Genomic DNA, 22,084 nt, shown 5'->3' with positions numbered 1-22,084 from the left:
CCGGGGTGTCGCCCGGGCGTGGCCGTCAACAGGTCAGCCGACGGCGTCCTGCATGGTCCCACCGACCTCGCCGAGCTGGCCCGACAGGACCTCCTCGGCGCTCGCCCGGTAGTTGGTCACCGAGCTGGTGTGCGTACCGAACGGCTCGGCCGTGAAGTCGTCGCCGTTCTTGCCCAGGGCGGCCACCCGCTGCTGGTCGGCGTCGGTCAGGACCTGGCCGGGCAGCGGCTCGAGGTCGCGCACGTCGTCGGCGCTCAGCCCGATCGCCTCCCCGACGCGGGTGCCGTAGTCGTCGTGGATCAGGAACAGGTGCCACAGCATCCGCTCCTGCACGTCACGCTCGCAGTCGCCGAGCAGGTCGCCCAGGTTCTCGACCAGGTCGTCGCGCTCCCAGTCCTGCATGGTGACGTAGCGACCACGGGCCTGCCAGTAGTCGTTGCGACGCTCGAGGACCGATCGCGTGAGCCGCCCGGTGACCTCCGGCGCGTCGTTGGGCTCCTCGCGCGGCGACTCCTGCAGGCCGTCGTGCAGCGAGGGCTCGAAGTTGACGTGCGGGTTCTGCCCCGGTGCGAGGTCGACGCCGTAGGACATCGACCCGCCGCGCTGGTTGGTCGCGACCGTGGCGTGCTTGGCCTGGTTGACCGGCAGCTGGAGGTAGTTCGCCCCGACGCGGTAGCGCTGGGTGTCGGAGTAGCTGAAGGTGCGGCCGACCAGCATCTTGTCGTCGGAGAAGTCGAGGCCGTCGACGAGCACGCCGGTGCCCATCGCGATCTGCTCGTTCTCGTTGTGGAAGTCCTGCACGTTGCGGTTGAGCGTCATGACGCCCACGTGGCGCAGCGGGAACGCGTCCTCGGGCCAGATCTTGGTGTCGTCGAGCGGGTCCCAGTCGAGCTCCGGGTGCGGGCCGTCCTCCATGATCTGGACGTAGAGGTCCCACTGCGGGTGGTCACCGCGCTCGATGGCCTCGTAGAGGTCCTTCGACGCGTGCCCGAGGTCGGCGCCCTGGACCTTGGCGGCCTCCTCCTCGGTCAGCGACGCGACGCCCTGCCGGGGGTGGAAGTGGTACTTGACCAGGACGGTCTCGCCCTGGTCGTTCACCATCTTGTAGGTGTTGACGCCGAAGCCCTCCATGTGGCGGTAGGTCGCCGGGATGCCACGCGGGCTGAACAGGTGCGTCAGCATGTGCATGGACTCGGGCGTCTGCGACATGAAGTCGAAGATCCGGTTGGGCTCCTGACGGAACGTGACCGGATCGGGCTTGAGCGCGTGGATGACGTCGGGGAACTTGATCGCGTCCCGGATGAAGAACACCGCGAGGTTGTTGCCCACGAGGTCCCAGTTGCCGTCCTCGGTGTAGAACTTGACCGCGAAGCCGCGCGGGTCGCGGGCCGCCTCGGAGGAGTCGCGACCGCCGATGACCGTCGAGAAGCGGATCGCGAGGTCGGTCTTCTTGCCGGCCTCCTGGAACAGCTTCGCGCGGGTGTAGTGCGACGCCGGCTCGTCGCCGATCCTGCCGGTGGCCTCGAACTCGCCGTAGGCGACGAAGCCGCGGGCGTGGACGACCCGCTCGGGGATGCGCTCGCGGTCGAAGTGGCTGATCTTCTCGAGGAACTGGTAGTTCTCGAGCGTCGCCGGCCCGCGGTCGCCCACGGTGCGGGTCGACTGGTTGTCGGTGACGGGATGGCCCTGTCGGGTGGTGAGGATCCGGTCCTCAGCCATGCGCAGCTCCTTGTCGGCAGTCGGGGCACAGGCCCCAGTAGGTGATTTCGGCTTCGGTGATCACGAACCCCGCGGGGTCGGACGCCGTCAGGCAGGGGGCCGCCCCGACGGCGCAGTCGACGTCGGCGACGGCGCCGCAGGAGCGACACACCACGTGGTGGTGGTTGTCGCCGACCCGGGTCTCGAACCGGGCGGGGCTGCCGGCCGGTTCGATGCGTTGGACGAGACCCGCGGCGGTGAACGCGGCGAGGATGTCGTAGACGGCCTGCGTGGACAGGCTGCCCAGACGCTCCCGCGCGGCCGCGGCGATCTGGCTGACCTCGGCGTGTCCGGCGGACTGCAGTGCGGCGAGCACGGCGAGCCGAGGGGCGGTGACCTTCAGCCCGCCCGACCGCAACCGGTCCCGCATTCGTTCCTCGGTGATCATGTCACCCACCGTACCGACAAACTTGAATCGTTCAAGTTTGACGGGAAGCGATCGGCCCCGGCCGCGCGCGGACGAATCCGGTCCGTAGGCTCCCGCCGCTGGCGACACCCGACGGGGAGCGAGCCTCGTGGACGAGATCCGAACGCTGCTGACACGCACCGCCGAGCTGGCGGCCGACCATCTCGCCGCCCCGGTGGACACGCCGGTCTCCCGGCCCGTGGACCCCGCCGCGCTGGTCGCCGTCCTCGGCGGACCGCTGCCCGACGGCCCGTCCGACCCGCTGGCGGTCGTCGAGTCCCTGGCGCGCGACGCCGCGCCGGGACTGGTGCGCACCAACGCCGGCCGGTACTTCGGCTTCGTCGAGGGCGGGGTCCTCCCGGCGGCACTGGCGGCCGACTGGCTCGCCTCCACCTACGACCAGAACCCCGGGTTCGCCGTGCTGTCACCGACGGCGGCCGCGCTCGAGACGGTGTGCCAGGGGTGGCTGCTCGAGTTGCTGGGACTGCCGTCGCACGCCTCGGTCGGCTTCACCACCGGCGCGCAGGCGGCCAACGTCACCGGGCTGGCGGCCGGACGCGGCGAGGTGCTGCGCCGCGTCGGCTGGGACGTCGACGCGGACGGGCTGTTCGGGGCACCGCCGGTCACCGTGGTCGTCGGCGAGGAACGCCATGCCACGATCGGCCGTGCCCTGCGCTTGCTCGGCATGGGGGAGCGCCGGGTGGTCGTGCAGCCCGCCGACGACCAGGGACGCATGACGGTCGCGGGCCTGCGCGAGCGGATCGGGGACGGGCCGGCGATCGTGTGCGCACAGGCGGGCAACGTCAACACCGGCGCGTGCGACCCGATGCGTGCCGTCACCGAGGTGGCACACGACGCGGGGGCCTGGGTGCACGTCGACGGGGCGTTCGGGTTGTGGGCGGCCGCGTCACCCGACCACCGCGACCTGGTCGACGGGATCGGGCTCGCGGACTCGTGGGCGACCGACGGGCACAAGTGGCTGAACGTGCCCTACGACAGCGGGTTCGTGATCTGCGCGTCGCCGGAGGCGCATCGGCGTGCGATGACGCTGAGCGCGTCGTACCTGGCACGTCAGGACGGCGGCCGGGACGGCACCGACTGGACCCCGGAGAGCTCGCGGCGGGCGCGGGCCTTCGCGGTGTGGGCGGCGCTGCGCTCGCTGGGCCGCACGGGCGTCGGCGACCTGGTGGCCCGCTGTTGCACGCTGACCGCCCGCTTCGTCGACCTGCTGGCCGAGGAGCCGGCGGTCACGGTACTGAACGACGTGGTGCTCAACCAGGCGCTGGTGCGCGTCGGCGACGACGACGCCCGGACGTTGGCGGTGGCGGCCGAGGTGCAGCGGGCGGGGGTCGTCTGGCTCGGGACGACCGTGCGTCGCGGGGTCACCTCGCTGCGGATCAGCGTGTCCGACCACGCCACCACCGAGGGCGACGTCGAGGTTGCCGCCGCGGAGGTCCGTCGGGCGATCGCCGTCACGGCCTGACCGGCCGGCAACGAGGTCGGGCGACGATTCCGCACGTCGCCGAGGTACCGTCGTTCGCGCACGGCGGGCGCCCGGCTCGCCAGGAGGAACACTCCGTGGTCGTGATCGTCGTACTGATCGCGCTGGTTCTGCTCCTGGTGCTGCGGTTGTTCGGCGGCGGCGGCGGCGGCGGTGGCGGCCGCGGATGGGAGCCGCACGGCCCCGACGGTCCCGACGGCGGGGTGGCAGCCGTCCCGGAGCGCGAACGATCCGACGTCCGGTGAGCGACGTCCGCCGATACCGGCTGCTGGGTCTCGTCGCGGCGGTCGTGGCCGCCTACTCGGTCCTGTGGTTGCTCGGGCAGGGTCCCCTCGATCAGGTCTACACCGCCGAGTGGGCGTCGCGTCGCATCGCGTGGATCTTCGCTCCCGTGACCCTCCTCCTCGCCGTCCGGTACCGCCGAGCGCTGCCTCCAGCGCTCAGCATCACGGGTCTGGTGCTCGGCGTCCTCGTCGGTGAGGTGATCGGGATCCGCCTGTTCCTCGCCCAGGCAGCACGCCTGGAGCGTGAGCTGGCGACGGGCGGGCTGTCGTCGTTCGAGCCCGCCCACCCGGGGTGGTGGATCGCCTCGCTGGTCTTCGTCGCGCTGAGCGCTGCCGGTGCCGTCGTCGCTCGGCGCAGACCTCCTGGCGTCGCCTAGCCCTGACCGAGCGGACCCGCTGGCCGACCGTCAGGCGAGCCAACGGGCCAGCACCGGCTCACCCGACGGCGAGGTCGGCAGGTGTTGCCACGATCGGCCGACGTTGGTGCGCAGAACACGGCCGTAGCTCGACGGGCCGGCCCGTCGGTCGTGATGCGTCCCGCCCGCCCGACCCGGCGACACGCGACCCAGCCGGCACGTTCGGTGCGGACGCACGTGCGCCGAAAGCCGGCCGTGTGCAGATGAGTACGCACGGATCGTGCGGTCGCGGTGGCGCTGATCGCGATCCGTGCGTCCGGACGTCGGGCGGTGCGGACCAGGGCGCACGGATGGCGCCGACCAGACCCTGCCGTCGGCACCCGGGCGGCCACCGGCGTCGGTGCCCGGTGCCGGTCAACGCCGAGGGCCGTCATCCGCGGCCGTGCTGTCGGCCTGTCCAGCGCCCCCTGCCGTCCTCACTCGACGGTGAGGTCGAACTCCATGCCGGAGGAACGGTGGCCCGGGATCGAGCAGTAGACGACGTAGTCGCCGGGCTCGAGCGCGATCTCGCCGGCGTCCTGCTCACCGCCACCGGCGTAGGCGACCTGGCCGATGCCCCGGTCGAGGACGACGTCGTGGGGCGCCCGGCCCTGGTTGTCGATGCCGATCACGTACGTGCCGGCGGCGAGGGTGGCCGGCGGGTCCTCGTAGAACATGTCCCCCGCGACGAGCACGAGGTCGGCGTCGGCGAAGTCGGCGGCCGCGGCGGACGCCGCCGGGGTGGTGTCGGGGCCGGCGCCACCGCAGGCGGCGAGGCCGACGGACGCGGCAGCGGCGACGAGGAGGTGCGACGGGCGGAGGCGGGACATGACGCGACCTTCGACGGGAGGGAGCGGTGACGCGGGGGCCGGGCAGGGCGCCGGATCGTGCGACGGGGTGGTGCGGTTCAGGGCTCGACGACCAGTCCGGCACCGGTACGCGTCCAGGCGGTGCCGCGGACGCGGGCCACGAGCGAGACGAGCCGGACGAGCATCATCGCCTGCACGGCGACCCAGAGGCCGAGCAGACCGCCACCGAAGGTGGCGACGAGCTGCCCACCGAGACCGCCGACGAGTGCTGCCAGCACCGTCCAGGTCCGAAGGTACGCGAAGTCCTCGGCTCCCATCAGCACCCCGTCGAGCGCGAACACGGGACCGTTGACCACGTGCCCGAGCGCGGCGAACCACCAGGCGGTGGCGATGACGGCCAGCACGGTCGGGTCGTCGGTCAGCAGGCGCGGCAGCACCCCGCCGCCGGCGAGCAGCAGCGCGGCGATGACGGCACCGCCGCCCACGCCCCACCGGACGAGGTCGCGGCCGTAGGCGCGGGCCTCCTCGATGCGTCCGGCCCCGAGCGCGGTGCCGACGATGGCCTGGGCGGCGATCGCGAACCCGTCCATCAGGAACGAGACCAGCAGGAACGTCTGGTAGAGCACCTGGTGGCCGGCGGCGGTGACCGCGCCCGTGCGTCCGGCGGCGGCGGTGACGGCCAGCAGGCCGGCGAGCAGCCCACCGGTGCGCAGGAACAGGTCGCGACTGACGACCACCAGCGCGGCGAGCTGGGTGCGGTCGGGCCGCCCGTGCCCGATGAGTGGCAGCCCGGTGCGCCGCAGTCGCAGCAGCAGCGCACCGGCGGTGAGCGCCTCGGCGACCACGGTCGCCCAGGCGGCGCCGGCGATGCCGAGCCCGACCGGGAACACCAGCACCACGGTCAGCACGGCATTGACGACGTTGGCGGCGACGACGATGCCCATCGGGGTGCGGGTGTCGGAGACGCCACGGAACGCGCCGTGGCCGACGTAGGTGAGCAGCAGCAGCGGCACGCCGACGGCCCGGACCTGCAGGTAGACGACCGCCGGAGGCAGCAGCTCCTCGACCGTGCCGAGCGCGCGCAGCAGCGGGCCGGCGGCGACGAACAGCACCGCCCCGACGACGACCCCGATCGCGAGCCCGACCTGCACGGCGTGGCTGACGCGGCGTCCGGCGGCCTCGGGGTCGCCGGCGCCGACGGCGCGGGCGACGGTGGAGGTGGTGCCGAACACGAGGAAGTTGAAGATCCACGACACGGCGCCCAGCACGCTGACGGCGAGCCCGAGCGCGCCGAGTTCGGCGGCGCCGAGCCGGCCGACGACGGCGGTGTCGACCAGCCCGAGCAGCGGGTCGGCGACCAGCGTCGCGACGGCCGGGATCGCGAGCCCGAGCACGCGCCGTCGCCGCTGCCGGCGGGACGGGACGGCGCCCGACGCGACGCCGCTCCCGTCGCTCCCGCGGGAACGGCCCCTGCCGGGAGCGCTTCCGCGGAAGCGGTTCACGCGGAGTCCGGAGCGTCGCGGCGCCGCGAGCGGTGCTCGGCGACGTGGGTGCGGTTGGCACAGGCGGTCGAGCAGAACCGGCGGCGTCCGTTGCGCGACACGTCGACGTAGACGACCTCGCAGTGGGCGGCGCCGCAGCGGCCGAGGCGCCCCGGGCCGGCGTCGGCGACCACCGCGGCGATGCCCATCAGGCAGTTGACGCGCAGGCGCGTGACGGTGTCGGCCCCGTCGGGCTCGAAGTGCAGGTGCGGGTCGCGCCCGTCGTGGGTGGTCAGCCGCGGACGGACGTCGAGGGCGGCGAGTCGGGCGTCGACCGCCGCGACGGTGGCGTCGGCATCCGCGCCGAACAGCGGGTCGAGTTCGGCGGCCAGTTCGGCGGCCGGTGCGACGTCGGTCTCGGTGACGACGACGGGCAGGTCGAAGTCGTCGACGACCGCGGCCAGCCCGTCAGGGGTGAGCCCATCGTGGGCGGCAGTGACGAGCGCGGCCGCGACCTGCGCGGCACGGTTGTCGTAGCGGTCGAATCGCAAGGCGGGGTCCGGGTCGGGTCGGGTGACGCCACGCTACGTAAGTCACGTTCGACATGACAACCCTTACGTCAGGCGGCGGGTGGTCTGTGGCAGCCCGAGCACGACCGGTGCGCCGGCCGTGGCCGCCGCCCGCGGCGGCCTCAGCTGACGGCGGCGCGGGCGGACTCGACGGCGCGGACGCGGTAGGTGCCGCGGTCGGGCGCCAGGGCCCGCCCGAAGGTGGCCCGGACGACGGCCTCGCAGCTGACGGTCACCTGGCTGCCGTCGACCGCCGGCGTGCAGTGGACGTCCTGCAGCGTCCGGTCGCGGCCGAAGGCCGCCAGACGGGCGTGGGCGAGGTCGGCGGCCCGACCGGGATCGATGTCGGGATCGCGGACGGTGTCGTACAACGAGGCCGGGTCGAGTCCGGCGACGACGTCGTTGGCGAGGCTGGCGGCGAGGTCGGCCAGACGCCGCTGCTGGAGGTAGACCGCGGCACCGTCGAAGGCGATCGCCGCGAGGACCAGGAGGACGAGCACGGCCGCCGGCATGAGGACGAGTGTGTTCCCGTCCTCGGCGCGCAGCCGCGCCGTGGCCGGCTCGGTAGCGTCGGCAGGCGGACGGGGGTCAGAAGCCACAGGCCGGTGCCTCCCCCTGGGTGACGGCCAGGCCCGACCGGTACGGGTCGACGACCTCGCGGTGTTCGCTGCTGACGACGAAGGGCCGCACGCGCGCGGTGATGCCCGGCAGGAGGAGCGCGGGCACCTCGGTACGCACCCGGTAGGCGACCTCCTGACAGCGGGCCAGTCCGACCACGACGGGCACGATCTGGGCGGGATGCTCGAGACCGTGCCCAGCGAGGGCGGCCCGCGCCGCCGCCTCGGCTCGTGCCGGCTGAGCGCCGGCGTCGGGGCTCTCGACCGCGGCGCGTACGGCCTCGCGGGCAGCAGCGCTGGTGGCGAACTTCGCGTCGATGACGGCCCAGGCATTGACGACGGCGAGCGTCCCGAGCACGAAGACCAGCACCCCGAAGGCCAGCGACTCCAGCCCGGCCACGAAGCCGGCTTCACCCGATCGGTGCGACGCGATCACCGGACCCGCTCCACCCGCACCGTCGCGGTCCGAGAGATGCCACGGGCGTCGACGACCCGCAGCAGCGACGCCGGCGAATCGGCGGTGACCGCGACGTGCAACTGCTCACCGTCGTCCGTGCACGTCACCCGTGCCGCAGCGCCGTGCGACCCCAGGCGTGCCCGCACCTGCGCCGGCACCTCGTCGCAGCCGAGTCCGTCCTCGGCCGCCGCCCGTCGCGCCGCGTCGAACGTGGCGCTGGAGACGATCGAGGTGGCGTACAGGTGCAGCAGCGTCTGCGTGGCCAGCAGCAGGAACGCGAGGAAGATGCCGACCCCGAAGACGGCACCGATGGGGCTGCTGCCCTGCTCGGTCACCGTCCGCACACCGGTACGGGGCACGCCGGTGTCAGCCGATCGACTCCACGGTGGTCTGGATCTCGTTGGTGGCGCTGGTGAAGATGCCGTTGAAGGCCGCCCACATCGCGGCGCCGAGCAGCGCCATGATGAGCACCACGATGGCCGCCGAGATGACGCCCTCGCCTGCCTCGTCCGCGAGCCGCGCCAACGTCTGCCGTACGTACACCACCATCTGGAATCCCCCGTTCGGTCTAGTTCTGGAGCATGGTGCCCGAAAAGCGCTCGTTGCGCACGCACAATTTCTCCGGGCGGTGGAAAACTGCGCGTGCACCGGCGCGGAAGGCGCCGTCCCCGGGTGTCGCTCATCGCAGGAACCCGTCCAGCGCGCGGGTGAACGGGATGGCGATGAACAGCACGCCGGGGAGCAGCGTCGCGACCGTCACCGGGATCCAGACCTGCTGCCCGCGCCGCTCGAGCCGCTCCACCAGGTCGCGCTGCACGTCCTGACGGATGGCACGCGCCTCCTCGGCGATGAGGCGGCCGAGATCGCTCGCCTCGCGGTTGAGGGCCAGGACCGCGACCAGACGGTCGACGGACGCGACGTCGGCCAGCTCGGCCCACTCCTGCAGCGCCTGCTCCTCGCTGAGGCCCTGGCGGACGCGGCCGAGCACCCGACGCAGGTCCCTGGACGCGGTTCCCTGGCCGCGGCGAGCGACACGGTCGAGCGCGCCACCGAGCGAGTATCCCGCCGCCAACAGCATGGCGACCTGTTCGGCGACGACCGGCAGCTCGAGGTGCAGCGAGCGCTTCCAACGGTTGGAGGCGGCGCCGATCTGCTGTTCGAGCACCAGGAAGGCGAGCAGCATCCCGCCGAGGCAGAACAGCACCGCCACGGGTGCCGGTGGCCGGACGAGGACGCTCAGCAGGCCACCCACGAGCAGCGTCGCCAGCGACCAGCCGACCTGACGGACCCGGAACTCGGTCGCGTCCATGTCGGCGTGGACACGCCGCAGCTTGCGCTCGAGTTCCTCGCTGACCCCGAACAGCCGGGAGGAGACCTCGCCGACGCGGCGGGCTGCCGGGCCGATGGCTTCCCGGAAGGTCTCCGCCGACAGCACGCCCGACCAGCGCTGCGCGCGCATGCCGCCGGGGACGTACGGGCCGAGCCGGGCGACCAGGGTCGGGCGGGAGAACCACCGCAACTCGGCGAACAGCATCGCCAGGCCCACCCACAGGGCCAGCCCGGAGAGGAGCACCAGCCCGGTCATCGGCCTGGTTCCTCGACCGCGACGCCGACGAAGACCCGCTGTTCGTCGGGCAGACGCAACAACTGCCCGGCCCACGCCCAGCAGCCCGCGATCATCGCGAAGGCGAGCAGAACGAGTGCCTGTCCGGCGTCACTGGCATACGCGGCGCGGCCGTCACCGATGGACAGGCCGACGAAGGCCATGCCCAACGGCACCACCAGCACGAACAGGCGGGCGAAGCGGACGCCCGCCTGCTTGGCGCGAGCGTCCTTGCGGCCCTGCAGGTCCTGCACGCGGTCGGCCACCAGGGCACGCAGCCGTCGGTCGACGTCGGTGCCACCGACGTCGTGGGCGATGAGCAGCGTCTCGCAGACGGCGTCCGCGGTCGGGTCGGCGAGCCGGGTCCGCAGCACGTCGAGGGTGCGCTCGAAGTCGGTCGAGATCTGCCACTCGCGTTGGGCGGCCGCGAACGCCGGCCGGAACTCCTGCGGCCCACGCATCCCGACGGTCAACAGCGACTGGGGGATCGACCGCCCCAGCGTCACCGCGTGCAGCCGGATCTCCTCGATGAGTCGTGGCCATGCCTCACGCGCGAGTTCCCGGCGCGCCTGGCGGCGGGCACGGGCCGACCAGACGGGAACCGACGCCGCGATGGCACCGACGGCCACCGGCACGAGCCGCCCGCCGTAGACCGCCCAGCCCAGCGCGGCGGCGACGCCGAACAGCACGACCATGACGGCGGCCAGTTCGACGGGCCGGAGGCGTTCGAGGCCGGCCTGCACGAGGAACTCCCGGAGGCGGCCGGTGCGTCGCCGTCGCCCCAGGGGTGAGGGACCGAGTCCGAGCCCGCGCCAGCCGAGCGCGAGCGCCGTGTAGAGCAGGAAGGCCCCGTAGCCAGCCACGACCGCGAGCACCAGCGCCACGGTGCCCTCACTCACGTCGCGCCTCCCGGCCCCTCGGTCGCGCAGCCGGCACCGTCCTCGAGCAGGGTGCGCACGTCGTAGCCGGCCGCGTCCAGGGCCAGCGCGCACCGCACCGGCAGGTTCCCCGACCACGTCAGCGTCCCGTCCGGCCCGCTGCGGCGGAAGAGCTCCGTGACGGTGAACCGACCGGCCGCGTCGCCGGTCTGCAGCTCCTCGACGGCGACGATCTCCTCCACCCGCGGTCGGCCGTCGACGCGGGCGCAGTGCACGACCACGTCGACCGCCTCGGTGACCAGCGAGGTCAACGCGAGCATCGGCAGCTCTGAGCGCGTGTCGGCCAGCTGGCTGATGAAGCGCAGCCGCGAGAGTGCCTGTCGTGCCGAGCCGGCGTGGATGGTGGTGTAGCCCTTGACCCCCGAGGACAGGGTGAGCAGCAGCGGCAACGCCTCGCGGTCGCGCACCTCCCCGACGATCGCCACGTCCGGCGCCATGCGCAGGAAGCCGGCGACGAGCCGGCGCAGGTCCACCGCGGGGCGATCGGGTCGTGCGGCCCGGGTCTGCATCGAGGCGACGTTGGGCAACGGAACGTCGACCTCGAACACTTCCTCGGCCGTCACCACCCGCAGGCGGGGGTCGAGCTCGGCCGTGCAGCACGACAACAGCGTCGTCTTGCCCGAGCCCGGTGGGCCCGCGAACACCATCGAGAGCGTGGCCCGAGCGGCAGCCCGCAGGAACGCCGCGACCGCCGGCGTCAGCGAACCCCGCTCGACGAGCTCGTCGAGCGAGCGGATGGCGACCCCGGTGAACTTGCGGATGTTGACCAACAGGTGGCCACCACGACCGACGTCGCGGTGGACGATGTGCAGTCGGGCACCCGAGTCGAGTTGCGCGTCCTGCAGCCCCTCGGAGGCGTCCAGCTTGCGGTGCGACTGCGAGGCGTCGTCGAGCAGCTTGGTGAGGGTCCGGGTGACGTGCTCGTCGTCGTGGAACGCGTCGTCGTGGTAGCCGGACACGCCGAGGTGCCGCTTGACGAAGATCTCGTCGGGGGCGTTGATCATGATCTCCCAGACGTCGTCGTCGTCCAGGAGCGACTCGAGCGGGCCGTACCCGAGCAGGTTGCGTTCGACCCGCTGTGCCACCAGGTCGGGATCGGGCAGGTCGAAGTCCCGCAGCCCGTGCTGGTAGTCCGACCGCCAGCGAGACACCTCGTCGGCGACCAGGGCGCGCACCCGGCCGGTCGCGTCGGCACCCTCGAGGTCGAGGGTCTCGTCCTTCGCGCGTCGCAGGACCTGCCGCTCGATCTCGATCAGGGGCGAGTCGAAGGCCGGCCGGGACGCCACCTCTGTGCGGCTCACGGGGTCGGCTCCGGCCCGGAGAACGCCGACAGGCTGCCGGGCGCGATCGGCACGGGTTCCGGTTCGACCGGCTCCGCAGGAGCGGCGGCGCGGTCGAGCACCGCCTGCACGGCTCGCGCGACCAGTGCCGGCAGTGGTGCGGGAAGCCCGACCCCGTCACGCAGCGCCTCGTCGACCTTGCGGCTCGGCAGGTACAGCGGGTTGGCCAGTCGGTCGCCACCAGCGTCCGCGGACGCCGCGAGCAGAGTCGCGATCGACGTGGTCAGCTCCGCCCGCTGTCGGGGTGTGCGCGGCGCGCGGTTCACCACCGGGAGCACGCGGGTCGCGTCGACACCGAACTCCAACAGCTCCCCCAGCGTACGGACGAGCGCGAAGCACCCCTTCATGGACGGTTCACCGACGACCACCACGACGTCGGCCCGTCGGAAGGCCGTACGGGACAGCGCGTGCCGGTCCTCGACGTCGACCGAACCCGTCTCGAGTTCGCCTTCCACGTCCGCCTCGACGTCGACGACCAGCAGATCGGCGAGGCGCGTGAGTCCGCCGAGGGCGGCCTCGACCGCGCGTGGGCGCAGCGCACTCCAGTGCCGCGGACGCCGCAACCCCAGCAGCAGCCGGTACCCCCGTTCGGGGACCTCGAAGGTCTGCTCCCGCAGCTCCGCGGCGGACGGCGTCCCGCTCCGGTGGGCTTCGACGACCTCCTGGATGCCGGGGACGAGCGACCGGGCGTCGTGGAGCATCGCCTGGTCGGCCCGCCGGCACAGGTCGGCGAGCAGGACGTCGGGGACCGGGTCGGCCGACCCGTTGCGCCGAGGGATCCCGTGCCCCGCGGCGGCGCCCTGTGCGAGGGCGATGGCCGTGGTCGAGGCCCCGGTCCCGCCGGGACCGGTCACCGCGACCAGTCGTCCCGACGGCTGGTCGACGGACGGCGTCCGGTCCGGACGCAGGTCGGGTTCGGCGCTGTCGACGGCACGGGCGCAGGCGCCCAGCACCTCGAGCAGCTCGTCCCTGGAGAACACCGGTGCCAGGACCGCATCGACGCCGATGCCTCGCCAGTCGCGGGACGCCTCGAGCGAGTCGACGACCAGGACCGCGCAACCGGCCGCCCGGGCCGCCGCCACCAGATCGCGGTCCAGACCCGGGACGTCGGCGTCCACCAGCAGCGCCGAGAACGCCCGTCCCGTGTCGAGACGGGCGCGGACCTCGTCGGCCGAGACGCACCGCAGGAACTCGACGGGGAGCGAGGCCGACGCCGCCCACTGACCGACGGCCCGGAACCAGGGCACCCGTGCCCGGGCCAGGCCCAACAGGACGTAGCGCTCCCGCATCACTCGACCTCCCCGTCGTCCGACGGCACCCTCGACCCCGCGTCCGGGCCGGCGTCGCCCCTCGCGTCCGCCGCACCGGGCCCGGCCGGCACGGCAACGTCGCCTCCGGGTCGGAACGGCGCCGGTACCGCGTCGCGGACACCGTCCTGGGGCGAGCGGATGACCACGACGTCGGCGACGGAGACGGCGTGCGCCAACGCCTGGACCTGTCCCGGTTCGGCGAGCGCGACGGTGAGCGTGCGTTGGTCGGCGGCACCGAATCCCGTGTCGCCGCCGCCTCCGACGGCGACCAGTGGCACGCCCACCACGACGTAGGTGGTGTACGCACCCTCACCACTGCCGTAGGTGGCCAGGACGTCGACGAGCTGTCCGCGTCGCAGGTCACCGGCGACGGCGTCCGCGGCCGCGACGGGGAAGGACATCGCGTAGCCGTCCCCCACGCCCCCGTCGTCGGCCACGTCCGAGCGGGAGAGCAGGTCGCCTCGGGCGATCGGTGCCGTCACCACCTGCCCAAGCAACGACTCACGCTGTTCGACCAGCACACTGCGATCCGCGACGGCGGGCGCGAGTTCCAGTGGGAGCGCGCCGAACAGCAGCTCGAGGTTCGACGCGTCCACCCGCGTGCCCGCGTCGACGTCGCGGCTCGCGACCAGATAGCGCGTGGCCGGCTCGGCGGTCGCCCGCAGATGCGCTCCGAAGACCCCGACGGCAGCGGCGGCGACGAGCAGTGCGCCGATCACCGCCCGCCCACCGGGCAGGCCCCGTTGCCGGCGTACCCGACGTCGTCCGCCCGACGTCGTCGCGGTTGGTGCCGACGCGAGGTCGACCATACTCACCTCCATGCCCTTTGCTGCATGGACGCTACGTTCGCGTCCCTTCCGGGCAACGCTATGCCGTTTCCGCAATTCCCGGAACCAGGAAGGGCTTCAGGCGCACGCCGTCGTGCGAGTGGCCGCCGGCGTCGCGCACGCGACCGCCGTCCACAGGTTCCCGTGGCGTGCTGCGGCCACCGGGACCGCGCACCTAGGCTGCAAGCGTCGGAGGGCATGAGATGGCTCGGGAAGAGGTCACCTGGCTGAGCACGCGCGAAGCGGCTCGTCAGCTCGGCATCACCACGCGCACGCTGTACCGGCTGATCGACAGCGGCCAGGTGCCGGCGTACAAGTTCGGTCGCGTGATCCGGCTCAAGGAGGCCGAGGTCGACGCGTTCGTCGAGCAGGCCCGTATCCGGCCCGGCGCCCTCGAGCACCTGTATGCCGACGGCGGTCCGGACGACGAGGAGCTGTGACCCTCCCGACGCCCGGATCACGCGATCACCACGGCGTCCACGGCAGCGAGGGGGAGGTAGACGGTCGCCGGCCTGGGGCCCTCGAGTCGCAGCGTCACGACGTCCTCACCGAGCGCCAGCACCCGCCCCCGCACGGGGTCGCGGAGGTCGCGGACCGCGAACACCACGTCGGTCACCTCCTCGACCAGGACGTCGACCACGTCGGCCAGCGTGGCATCCGCAGGCACGGGCCGGTCGCCTGCGGCGACGGGAACGGCAACGGTCGGTTCCGCCCGGACGGTGCGTACCGCCGTCAGGCGCAGGTGCACCCGCCCGGTGGCCGGCAGTTCGAGATGGAGGTGGTCGATGCTGAGCCCGTGCAGCGTCCCCGCGTAGGTGCGTTCACCGCGAGCCCCGACCACGACCGACAACCGGCGTTCCGCCAGGTCGCGCAGGGTGCCGACCCAGGTCGCGGCCTCGGCGGCCCGTGCGGCTCGCTCCCGACGGGCGACACGCTGCTCCACCGCCGCGAGGTGCGTGGCATCGTCGAGCAGGTCGACGTAGGCGTCCGCCACGACGCCGTCAGCACCGTCGGGTCGGCGCAGGCGTCCGGAGTCGCTCGTCGCCGCGGGGGGCCACGCCCGGCCGTCGCCGGCGCTCACCGGCCGCCTCCGACGACCACCTCCAAGGGCGGCAGCACGATCCGCTGCCCCGGGAAGAGCAGGTCCGGGTTGTGCGGATCCGCCAGCCGGGAGCGGTTCTCGGCCACCAGGCGACGCCAGTACCGGGCCACGTCGGTGTCGTCGGTGGCGTGCTCGCCCCCACGCACGCGTGCTTCGGCGATCGACCAGAACGAGTCACCGACCAACACCTCGTGCTCGACGGCCGCGGTCGTCGCCGGCGTGTCGGCGACCCGACGTTCGCGCGCCGTCGAGGCGTCGCCGGCTCCCGTCCCGCCCGTCCCCGCCTCGTCGGCAGCACCGTCGTCCGCCGTTGCGGCCGCCGCTTCGGGCGCCAGCAGGTCGAACAAGGGCAGCGGCACCAGCGGCGGCGACGATCCGCGGGTGTCGTCGGCACGACCCATCTCGTCGGGGTCGGCTGCCTCGGCCTCGGCCCCCTCGGCATCGGCCCCCTCGGTGTCGTCGAGTCGGGACGTCGCCGCGTCCAGCAGTTCCATCGGCAGCGGCACCGCCTGCGCCGGGGTGGCCGCCGCGGCCATCCCGGTCGCGAGCGAGAGACCCAGGGCCGACTGCAGCAGTCGCCGCACCGCCGGCACCGTCAGCGCGTCGGCGAACCGGACGAGTCGCGCCGCCGAGGTCAGCCGGGCGAGGACGCCGATCGTGGTGACCCCGACCAGGTACCACGCCAGGGCGAGCACCACCAGGCGCAGCAGGCTCATCGTCGCCACGGTGGGGTCCGTGGTCGCCAGCCAGGCGGCGAACGCCGAGGGACGCCATGGAGGCGCGGCCAGACCGCCGCTGCCCAACGCGTGGAACGCCCACGTTCCCAGGCCCAGCGACGTGAGCCAGGCTCCCAACCCCAAACGCGACACCGTGCGGTGCATGTCCGACCCCCGTCCGACAACAGCAGCACGCTAGACCGTCCGGGCCACTCCCGGCAGGGAAAACTTCCACCGGGTTGTGGACGCCGACCTCGGTGCTGCGGCGCTGGACGGGACTCCGGTGGCGTTCAGCCGGTCCCGACGACCAGCAGCAGTCCGCTGCCGGCGAGCCCGACGACCGCGGCGACCAGGCCGATCGCGGCACGTGGCAGGGCCCGCGCACCGCCCTGGTCCAGCAGCCAGTCCGTCCGCCGCTTGCCGCGCACGCCACCCTCGACCAGGACGGCGAGCGCCAGCACCGCGACGAGCAGGCCGATCGCCGCCAGCACCGGCGCGCCGCGCAGGCTCGCCAGCCGCGCCAGGGTCAGCGCGCCCGCACCCGTCGCCAGGCCGGTGCGCGACCACGCCAGGCCGGTGCGCTCGGCCTGCAGCCCGGGCGGTCCGTCACTCATCGCCGAGGTGTCCTCACCGGCCGGTGACCAGCAGCGCCAGCACCCCGAGCAGCGCCAGGAGCAGGACCCCGGCCAGCACCACCACGGCCCCCAGCCCGGAGGGCAACGGTTCACCGAGCCGCATGGCCCGCTCCGCGCGGGACCACTGCCGCCAGCCCAGGACCGCCGTCGTTCCTCCCGACAGGAACGCGACCCCGGCCACCACGTCGACCAGCCACAGCGGCTCGACCAGTTCGGCGAGCGCGATCACGGCGATGCCCGCGACGACCAGGCCCAGCGCGGTCCGCAGCCAGGCCAGCAGGGTGCGTTCGTTGGCCAGGCTGAAGCGCGGGTCGGGATCCGTGCCCGCGTCGTAGACCGACCGTGGCCGCCGCTGCGCCATGCGCGTCCTCACCTCGGTGCCGCGGGCACCGACGCTACTGCCCGCGCCGGTCCCGGGCGGGGCGGTCACTCGACGGTACGGCCCTCGTGGGCGTTGGCGAGGCGTTCGCGCTCCCGCTCGTCCATCGCTCCGGTCGCTGTGACGGGCGACTTCACGCCGCACACACCGGCGTCGAGGACGACCTCGTCCGCTCCCCCGACCCTCTCGCCGGACGCGTCGGCGGCGTCGAAGTCGAACTTGATCTGTGCCAGCTGCTCGTGCTCGCCGGGCACGGGGATCGGGTACTCGCCGGTGAAGCAGGCCGTGCACAGCCGCTCGCGCTGGTGCGGGGTCGAGGCCACCAGCCCCTCGAGCGAGATGTAGTGCAGCGAGTCGGCCCCGATGAAGTCCCGGATCGCGTCGACGTCGAGGTCGGCGCCGACCAGCTCCGCGCGGGTGGCCATGTCGATGCCGTAGTAGCACGGGTGCGCGATCGGCGGCGAGGTGATGCGCATGTGGACCTCGCGCGCCCCGGCGGCCCGCAGCATCGCGACCAGCTGCCGCGAGGTGTTGCCGCGCACGATCGAGTCGTCGACCACGACCAGCCGGCGGCCCTCGACGACCTCGCGCACCGGGGAGAGCTTGAGCCGGATCCCGAGCTGGCGCAGCGTCTGGGTCGGCTGGATGAAGGTGCGGCCGACGTAGCGGTTCTTCACCAGCCCGTCGGCGAAGGGCAGCTTCGCCTCGGCGGCGTACCCGGCGGCCGCGTCCCGGCCGGCCTCGGGCACCGGGATCACGATGTCGGCGTCGACCGGTGCCTCGCGGGCGAGCTGGCGGCCCATGCTGCGCCGGGCGAACAGCACGCTGCCGCCGTCCTGCCGGTGGTCGGGACGGGCGAGGTAGACCCACTCGAACAGGCAGAACGACGACTCGGGCGCGGCGAAGCGGCGGCTGCGCAGTCCGTCGGCGTCGATGGTGACGAGCTCGCCGGCGGCGACGTCGCGGACGTACACCGCCCCGACGATGTCGAGCGCGGCGGTCTCGGAGGCGACCACCCAGCCACCGTTGGGCAGTCGGCCGATCTGCAACGGCCGCACCCCGTGCGGGTCACGGAAGGCGTGCAGGCGCTGCTCGTCCATCACGACCACGGAGAACGCGCCGTGCAGCTCCGGGGCCAGCCGGGCGATGGCCTCCTCGAGCGACGGCGGTGCCCCGTTCGCGGCCGCGGCGGCCCGGACCTCGGCGCCGAGCAGCCCGGCCATCACCTCGGAGTCGTTGGTCGGGGGCAGGTCGATCCGGCGGGCGAGCTCGGCGGTGTTGACCAGGTTGCCGTTGTGCCCGAGTGCGAGCCCGCAACCGCGCACGGTCTCGCGGTACTGCGGCTGGGCGTTGACCCACGACGAGGCGCCGGTGGTCGAGTAACGGCAGTGCCCGACGGCGACATGCCCCTGCAACGCGGCCAGCGACGTGTCGGTGAAGACCTGGTTGACCAGGCCCATGTCCTTGTGCACCACGATGCGGCGGCCGTCGGACACGGCGATGCCGGCCGACTCCTGTCCCCGGTGCTGCAGCGCGTACAGCCCGAAGTAGGTCAGGGTCGCGACGTCCTCACCGGGGGCGTAGATGCCGAACACCCCGCACTCCTCGCGGGGACCCTCGGCCAGCGCGGCGAGATCGATCCGTTCCGGCGACGATCCGTCGACGTGGACGGGCCGGGCCGGAGGCGTCGATGGGCGGGCGGCGGCCGACGGTCGGTCTTCGAGGGGCACGGCCACAGACTCCACAGGCAGCGAGCCGAGAGCGTACCGCTGGGCCGCCGGGGGCAGTAGCGTCGTGGCAGCGCACGAACAGGAGCACGCCGATGGGACGCGCGATCTCCGCCGCGGACCGCGTGGCGGCCATCACGGGCCTGTGGAGCGACGGCGACTACCGGCGCATCGCGGCGCTGTTCGCGCCGATCAGCGAACAGCTCGCCGCGAACTGGGCCGGCCCGGGTCTGCGGGTGCTCGACGCGGCGACCGGGACGGGCAACACCGCGCTCGCGTTCGCCCGTGCCGGCGCGGAGGTCGACGCGTTCGACCTGACGCCCACACTGCTCGACATCGCCGAGCGTCGGGCCGCCGAGCAGCGCCTGCGCGTGCGATTCCGTCAGGGCGACCTGGTGGCGATCCCGTACGACGACGCCACGTTCGAACTGGTGGTGTCCACGTTCGGTGCCTTCCTCGCCGACCAGCAGCAGGCCTGCGCCCGCGAACTGGTCCGGGTGTGTCGGCCCGGCGGGACGATCGTCACCACCGGCTGGAGCGGCGAGGGGGCGATCGGCGTGTTGACGGCGGTCACCGTCGAGCACCATCCCGACCTGCGCGACCCGGCGGCACCCGACGTACGGGTGTGGTCGGACCCGGACCGCCTGCCCGGACTGTTCGCCGGCTGCGACGTCGAGGTGTCCCTCGAGCGGCGCACCGCCGAGTTCACGTTCGCCTCCGCCGAGCAGGCGATGGAGGTGTTCGAGACCACCTCCGGCCCGGTCCGGGCGCTGCGCACCAACGTCGAGCGAGCCGGACGCGACTGGTCCGCACTGCGCCAGGAGATCGTGCGGCGGTGGACGGCGCTCGCCCGGCCGACCGGGGACGGGATCGCGCTGCCCAGCGTCTACGGCGTCGCGGTGGTCCGCCGCCGTTCCTGAGCACCGGGGCCGGCCTACGCTGCCGCCGGGAACGGGAGCCGACGGCGACAAGGAGCCCCAGTTGGGAGCCGACGCGGGAGCCGATGCCGGAGCCGACGCGAGAGCCGACGCGGGTGCGGACACCCGCGAGGCGGTGCCGCTGACGGCCTTTCCGTCGACCGACGACGAGGTGGCCGCGTTCGCGCGGTCGCTGGGCCTGCCGGGCTACCTCGACGTGCACGTGCACCTGCTCCCCGAGGCGCTGCAGCAGGCGGTCTGGCGCTACTTCGACGGGCTCGACGACCCGCCCTGGCCGGTCACCTACCGCGCCGACGAGGAGGCGCGGCTGCGAGCGCTGCGCGATCTCGGCGTCGTGGCGCACACGGCGCTGGCCTACGGGCACCGGCCCGGCGTGTCGGCCTGGTGCAACGAGCACACCCTGGCCGCCGCCGAGGCGCACGCGCAGGTGATCCCCACCTTCACCTTCTTCCCCGAGGACGGCGTCGGCGCCTACGTCGGCGACGCGTTGGGGCGAGGCGGCCGGATCGCGAAGGTCCACGTCCAGGTCGGCCGGTTCCACCCCGACGACCCGCGCCTCGACCCGGCGTGGGGACAGCTCGTCGACGCCGGCGTGCCCGCGCTCGTGCACGCCGGCGCCGGCTACGGCGTCGACGGCGGCGACCAGTGGTGCGGCCCCGACGGCGTCCGCCGGCTGCTGCGCCGCTTCCCGGACCTGCGGCTCGTGATCGCCCACCTCGGCGCCCCCGACACGCGCGGGTTCCTCGCACTGGCCGAGGACCACCCGGGCGTCCACCTCGACACCTCGATGATGCTGACCGACCCGCCCTACCTCGACGCGGTCGACCCGGACCTGTTGCCTCGCTACGCGGCGCTGGGCGCCAAGCTGCTGTTCGGGTCGGACTTCCCGACCATCCCGCATCCCTACGCGGCCCAGGTCCGGGGCCTGGCCGCGCTCGGACTCGACCGCGCGGGCCTGCGCGGGCTGTTCCACGACCACGCCGCCCGGCTGCTGGGGCTGCCCGCGGCCGACGCGACCGCCGAGGCGGGCGCCGGCCGCGGGGCGGCGGTCAGCGAGCGGTGATCTGGACCCGGGCGACGACCCCGGCGTGGTCTGACGGCCACAGACCGCTCGGGGTGCGCAGCGCCGGGTCGAGGCCGACCCGTTCGGCCTCGCGGACCCGCACCCCGTCACCGACGAGCACCAGGTCGATGCGGCTGCGCAGGGTCGAGGTGTCACCACGCAGGTCACCGGGCAGGCAGCAGGTCAGGCCCGGCTCGCCCGGACGCGCCACCGACCAGGCGTCGGTCAGCCCGCCGGTCCCGGTCAGGACGCGGTAGGCGAGCCCACCCGTCACGGCGTCGGAGTTGACGTCACCGACGACCACCACGGGCAGGTCGGTCGCCAGCGGACCGGCCAGTAGCTCGCGTGCCTGCTGGACCCGGACGACCTCGCCCGGGTCGAACGCCTCGAAGTGGGTGTTGACGAACCGGAACTCGCGGTTGCGCACCCGCACGTCGACGTACTGCCAACCGCGGTCGATCCGCAGCGTCGCGCCGGGGCCGGCACCCGGCAGCGGCAGGGTCAGACCGGCGTCGAACAGGCCGTGGTCCTCGCGCAGCACCGTCAACTGTGCCGGCGGGACGTCGGCGCGGGCCAGGATCACGTCCCGGTCGAACAGCGTCGCCTGCACGAACCCCAGGGTCGGATCGATCGCGGGCAGCGTGCCTTCGAACGCGGGCGAGACCGAGGCCACCTCGTAGTGCAGGCCACGGTCGGCCAGCGCGTCGAGGAACAACGCGAGGAAGTCGATGTCGATCGTGCCGGCGGCGCCGACGGCGGTGAAGCGGCTCACCTCCTGCAGCCCGAGCAGCAGTGGACGCTCGCGCGCCACCTCCTCGGCCAGCACCGTCGCACGGGCCGGGAAGTCGGAGGCCAGCACGTTGGCCCACACCTGACTGGCCGCCGCGACGAGCTGTTGCTGGTCGGCGGCCGCGAACAGCGGCCCCAGCTCCGCGCCGAGGTAGAGGTTGCGGGTCATCACGGTGACCGGCGGACCTCCCTGTGGCTGGTCGGCCTGCGCCGGTGCGCCGCGGCCACCGGCTGCGGCCGCCGGCCCGCGGCCCGGTGCCGCCTCGGCGACCCCTCCGGCCAGCAGCGCCAGCAGCGCCAGCAGCGCGACCAGGCCGGACGCCGCTCGGCTCCGGCGGTGCGTGCCACCTGCGGGCACGCGCATCGAACGTCCCATCATCCGGTTCTCCCTCCGGTGACGGCCGGCTCCACGCGCCGGCCGATCGACGGATGCTAGGGCC

26 protein-coding genes are annotated in these 22,084 nt (G+C 73.7%); 6 read left to right on the top strand and 20 right to left on the bottom strand.

Annotated elements, in window-relative coordinates:
- Window positions 1-33: 33 nt before the first annotated feature.
- Window positions 34-1,719 (bottom strand): catalase, encoded by a 1,686-nt coding sequence (locus ELR47_RS02640; RefSeq protein ID WP_130648477.1) that lies wholly within the window; start codon window positions 1,717-1,719, stop codon window positions 34-36.
- Entirely contained in the window at window positions 1,712-2,146 is a 435-nt protein-coding gene (locus tag ELR47_RS02635) for a Fur family transcriptional regulator (protein ID WP_130648476.1), read from the bottom strand. The genes ELR47_RS02640 and ELR47_RS02635 overlap by 8 nt, the downstream gene beginning before the upstream one ends.
- 127 nt (window positions 2,147-2,273) lie before the next feature.
- On the opposite strand from ELR47_RS02635, the gene ELR47_RS02630 reads away from it, so the two are divergent.
- From ELR47_RS02630 to ELR47_RS02625, 3 genes are all read left to right on the top strand, one after another.
- Window positions 2,274-3,647, top strand: a complete 1,374-nt coding sequence (locus ELR47_RS02630; RefSeq protein ID WP_188584389.1) for a pyridoxal phosphate-dependent decarboxylase family protein — start codon at window positions 2,274-2,276, stop codon at window positions 3,645-3,647.
- A gap of 95 nt (window positions 3,648-3,742) precedes the next feature.
- A complete protein-coding gene (locus tag ELR47_RS18115) occupies window positions 3,743-3,910 on the top strand; it encodes a hypothetical protein (RefSeq protein WP_165403805.1) in 168 nt (55 codons plus the stop codon).
- Window positions 3,907-4,326 carry a hypothetical protein gene (locus ELR47_RS02625; protein ID WP_130648475.1) on the top strand — a complete coding sequence of 140 codons (420 nt, stop codon included), beginning with the start codon at window positions 3,907-3,909 and terminating at the stop codon, window positions 4,324-4,326. The genes ELR47_RS18115 and ELR47_RS02625 overlap by 4 nt, the downstream gene beginning before the upstream one ends.
- Window positions 4,327-4,781: 455 nt before the next feature.
- On the opposite strand, the gene ELR47_RS02620 is transcribed toward ELR47_RS02625, so the two are convergent.
- The 12 genes from ELR47_RS02620 to ELR47_RS02565 all read right to left on the bottom strand — a co-directional run bounded on the left by ELR47_RS02620 (window position 4,782) and on the right by ELR47_RS02565 (window position 14,277).
- A complete protein-coding gene (locus ELR47_RS02620; RefSeq protein WP_130648474.1) occupies window positions 4,782-5,174 on the bottom strand; it encodes a plastocyanin/azurin family copper-binding protein in 393 nt (130 codons plus the stop codon).
- A gap of 77 nt (window positions 5,175-5,251) precedes the next feature.
- Window positions 5,252-6,547, bottom strand: a complete 1,296-nt coding sequence (locus tag ELR47_RS02615) for an MATE family efflux transporter (protein WP_165403804.1) — start codon at window positions 6,545-6,547, stop codon at window positions 5,252-5,254.
- A 104-nt stretch (window positions 6,548-6,651) separates the two neighbouring features.
- Window positions 6,652-7,185: a CGNR zinc finger domain-containing protein gene (locus tag ELR47_RS02610; protein WP_130648472.1), complete on the bottom strand. Its 534-nt coding sequence runs from the start codon at window positions 7,183-7,185 to the stop codon at window positions 6,652-6,654.
- A 140-nt stretch (window positions 7,186-7,325) separates the two neighbouring features.
- Complete coding sequence (locus ELR47_RS02605) at window positions 7,326-7,703, bottom strand: hypothetical protein (RefSeq protein ID WP_130648471.1); 378 nt, start codon at window positions 7,701-7,703, stop codon at window positions 7,326-7,328.
- A gap of 88 nt (window positions 7,704-7,791) precedes the next feature.
- Window positions 7,792-8,256, bottom strand: coding sequence for a hypothetical protein (locus ELR47_RS02600; protein ID WP_130648470.1), 465 nt, complete (start codon window positions 8,254-8,256; stop codon window positions 7,792-7,794).
- Complete coding sequence (locus ELR47_RS02595; protein ID WP_130648469.1) at window positions 8,253-8,612, bottom strand: hypothetical protein; 360 nt, start codon at window positions 8,610-8,612, stop codon at window positions 8,253-8,255. Before ELR47_RS02595 ends, ELR47_RS02600 begins: the two co-directional genes overlap by 4 nt.
- Before the next feature lie 31 nt (window positions 8,613-8,643).
- Window positions 8,644-8,826: a hypothetical protein gene (locus tag ELR47_RS02590; RefSeq protein WP_130648468.1), complete on the bottom strand. Its 183-nt coding sequence runs from the start codon at window positions 8,824-8,826 to the stop codon at window positions 8,644-8,646.
- 130 nt (window positions 8,827-8,956) lie between these two features.
- A complete protein-coding gene (locus tag ELR47_RS02585; protein WP_130648467.1) occupies window positions 8,957-9,862 on the bottom strand; it encodes a type II secretion system F family protein in 906 nt (301 codons plus the stop codon).
- On the bottom strand, window positions 9,859-10,779 hold the full coding sequence (locus ELR47_RS02580; protein WP_130648466.1) for a type II secretion system F family protein: 921 nt from the start codon (window positions 10,777-10,779) through the stop codon (window positions 9,859-9,861). Before ELR47_RS02580 ends, ELR47_RS02585 begins: the two co-directional genes overlap by 4 nt.
- The gene (locus tag ELR47_RS02575) at window positions 10,776-12,119 is read right to left on the bottom strand and encodes a TadA family conjugal transfer-associated ATPase (protein WP_130648465.1); all 1,344 of its coding nucleotides are present in this window, start codon (window positions 12,117-12,119) and stop codon (window positions 10,776-10,778) included. Before ELR47_RS02575 ends, ELR47_RS02580 begins: the two co-directional genes overlap by 4 nt.
- A complete protein-coding gene (locus tag ELR47_RS02570; protein ID WP_130648464.1) occupies window positions 12,116-13,447 on the bottom strand; it encodes a CpaE/TadZ family protein in 1,332 nt (443 codons plus the stop codon). The genes ELR47_RS02575 and ELR47_RS02570 overlap by 4 nt, the downstream gene beginning before the upstream one ends.
- Window positions 13,447-14,277 (bottom strand): SAF domain-containing protein, encoded by an 831-nt coding sequence (locus ELR47_RS02565; RefSeq protein WP_229730555.1) that lies wholly within the window; start codon window positions 14,275-14,277, stop codon window positions 13,447-13,449. The genes ELR47_RS02570 and ELR47_RS02565 overlap by 1 nt, the downstream gene beginning before the upstream one ends.
- 221 nt (window positions 14,278-14,498) lie before the next feature.
- Between ELR47_RS02565 and ELR47_RS02560 the strand changes: the two genes are divergently transcribed.
- Window positions 14,499-14,735 (top strand): helix-turn-helix domain-containing protein, encoded by a 237-nt coding sequence (locus ELR47_RS02560; RefSeq protein WP_130648462.1) that lies wholly within the window; start codon window positions 14,499-14,501, stop codon window positions 14,733-14,735.
- Window positions 14,736-14,752: 17 nt separating this feature from the next.
- On the opposite strand, the gene ELR47_RS02555 is transcribed toward ELR47_RS02560, so the two are convergent.
- The 5 genes from ELR47_RS02555 to purF all read right to left on the bottom strand — a co-directional run bounded on the left by ELR47_RS02555 (window position 14,753) and on the right by purF (window position 18,767).
- Window positions 14,753-15,376, bottom strand: coding sequence for a hypothetical protein (locus ELR47_RS02555; protein ID WP_130648461.1), 624 nt, complete (start codon window positions 15,374-15,376; stop codon window positions 14,753-14,755).
- Window positions 15,373-16,266: a LysM peptidoglycan-binding domain-containing protein gene (locus tag ELR47_RS02550; protein WP_130648460.1), complete on the bottom strand. Its 894-nt coding sequence runs from the start codon at window positions 16,264-16,266 to the stop codon at window positions 15,373-15,375. Before ELR47_RS02550 ends, ELR47_RS02555 begins: the two co-directional genes overlap by 4 nt.
- A 137-nt stretch (window positions 16,267-16,403) precedes the next feature.
- Window positions 16,404-16,727, bottom strand: coding sequence for a DUF202 domain-containing protein (locus ELR47_RS02545; RefSeq protein WP_130648459.1), 324 nt, complete (start codon window positions 16,725-16,727; stop codon window positions 16,404-16,406).
- Window positions 16,728-16,740: 13 nt separating this feature from the next.
- Window positions 16,741-17,109 carry a YidH family protein gene (locus ELR47_RS02540; protein WP_130648458.1) on the bottom strand — a complete coding sequence of 123 codons (369 nt, stop codon included), beginning with the start codon at window positions 17,107-17,109 and terminating at the stop codon, window positions 16,741-16,743.
- Window positions 17,110-17,174: 65 nt separating this feature from the next.
- Window positions 17,175-18,767 carry an amidophosphoribosyltransferase gene (gene purF, locus ELR47_RS02535; RefSeq protein ID WP_370469414.1) on the bottom strand — a complete coding sequence of 531 codons (1,593 nt, stop codon included), beginning with the start codon at window positions 18,765-18,767 and terminating at the stop codon, window positions 17,175-17,177.
- A gap of 182 nt (window positions 18,768-18,949) precedes the next feature.
- On the opposite strand from purF, the gene ELR47_RS02530 reads away from it, so the two are divergent.
- A complete protein-coding gene (locus tag ELR47_RS02530; protein ID WP_165403802.1) occupies window positions 18,950-19,774 on the top strand; it encodes a class I SAM-dependent methyltransferase in 825 nt (274 codons plus the stop codon).
- 61 nt (window positions 19,775-19,835) lie between these two features.
- Window positions 19,836-20,855 (top strand): amidohydrolase family protein, encoded by a 1,020-nt coding sequence (locus tag ELR47_RS02525; protein ID WP_205745408.1) that lies wholly within the window; start codon window positions 19,836-19,838, stop codon window positions 20,853-20,855.
- On the opposite strand, the gene ELR47_RS02520 is transcribed toward ELR47_RS02525, so the two are convergent.
- Window positions 20,842-22,023, bottom strand: a complete 1,182-nt coding sequence (locus tag ELR47_RS02520) for an endonuclease/exonuclease/phosphatase family protein (RefSeq protein ID WP_130648456.1) — start codon at window positions 22,021-22,023, stop codon at window positions 20,842-20,844. The genes ELR47_RS02525 and ELR47_RS02520 overlap by 14 nt on opposite strands.
- Between the last annotated feature and the right edge of the window lie 61 nt (window positions 22,024-22,084).

Origin of the sequence: Egicoccus halophilus, from assembly GCF_004300825.1 — a bacterium.
Lineage (GTDB): Bacteria > Actinomycetota > Nitriliruptoria > Nitriliruptorales > Nitriliruptoraceae > Egicoccus > Egicoccus halophilus.
Note: the sequence above shows the minus strand (reverse complement) of the source record. Positions and strands in the feature narration are given on the sequence as shown.

Excerpts from the sequence above, each read along its gene's own strand:
- ELR47_RS02585 (WP_130648467.1), bottom strand. The coding sequence starts at position 9,862 with ATGACCGGGCTGGTGCTCCTCTCCGGGCTGGCCCTGTGGGTGGGCCTG.
- ELR47_RS02570 (WP_130648464.1), bottom strand. The coding sequence starts at position 13,447 with ATGCGGGAGCGCTACGTCCTGTTGGGCCTGGCCCGGGCACGGGTGCCC.
- ELR47_RS02640 (WP_130648477.1), bottom strand. The coding sequence starts at position 1,719 with ATGGCTGAGGACCGGATCCTCACCACCCGACAGGGCCATCCCGTCACC.
- ELR47_RS02560 (WP_130648462.1), top strand. The coding sequence starts at position 14,499 with ATGGCTCGGGAAGAGGTCACCTGGCTGAGCACGCGCGAAGCGGCTCGT.
- ELR47_RS02565 (WP_229730555.1), bottom strand. The coding sequence starts at position 14,277 with ATGGTCGACCTCGCGTCGGCACCAACCGCGACGACGTCGGGCGGACGA.
- ELR47_RS02590 (WP_130648468.1), bottom strand. The coding sequence starts at position 8,826 with ATGGTGGTGTACGTACGGCAGACGTTGGCGCGGCTCGCGGACGAGGCA.
- ELR47_RS02520 (WP_130648456.1), bottom strand. The coding sequence starts at position 22,023 with ATGATGGGACGTTCGATGCGCGTGCCCGCAGGTGGCACGCACCGCCGG.
- ELR47_RS02530 (WP_165403802.1), top strand. The coding sequence starts at position 18,950 with ATGGGACGCGCGATCTCCGCCGCGGACCGCGTGGCGGCCATCACGGGC.
- ELR47_RS02635 (WP_130648476.1), bottom strand. The coding sequence starts at position 2,146 with ATGATCACCGAGGAACGAATGCGGGACCGGTTGCGGTCGGGCGGGCTG.
- ELR47_RS02545 (WP_130648459.1), bottom strand. The coding sequence starts at position 16,727 with ATGAGTGACGGACCGCCCGGGCTGCAGGCCGAGCGCACCGGCCTGGCG.
- ELR47_RS02540 (WP_130648458.1), bottom strand. The coding sequence starts at position 17,109 with ATGGCGCAGCGGCGGCCACGGTCGGTCTACGACGCGGGCACGGATCCC.
- ELR47_RS02620 (WP_130648474.1), bottom strand. The coding sequence starts at position 5,174 with ATGTCCCGCCTCCGCCCGTCGCACCTCCTCGTCGCCGCTGCCGCGTCC.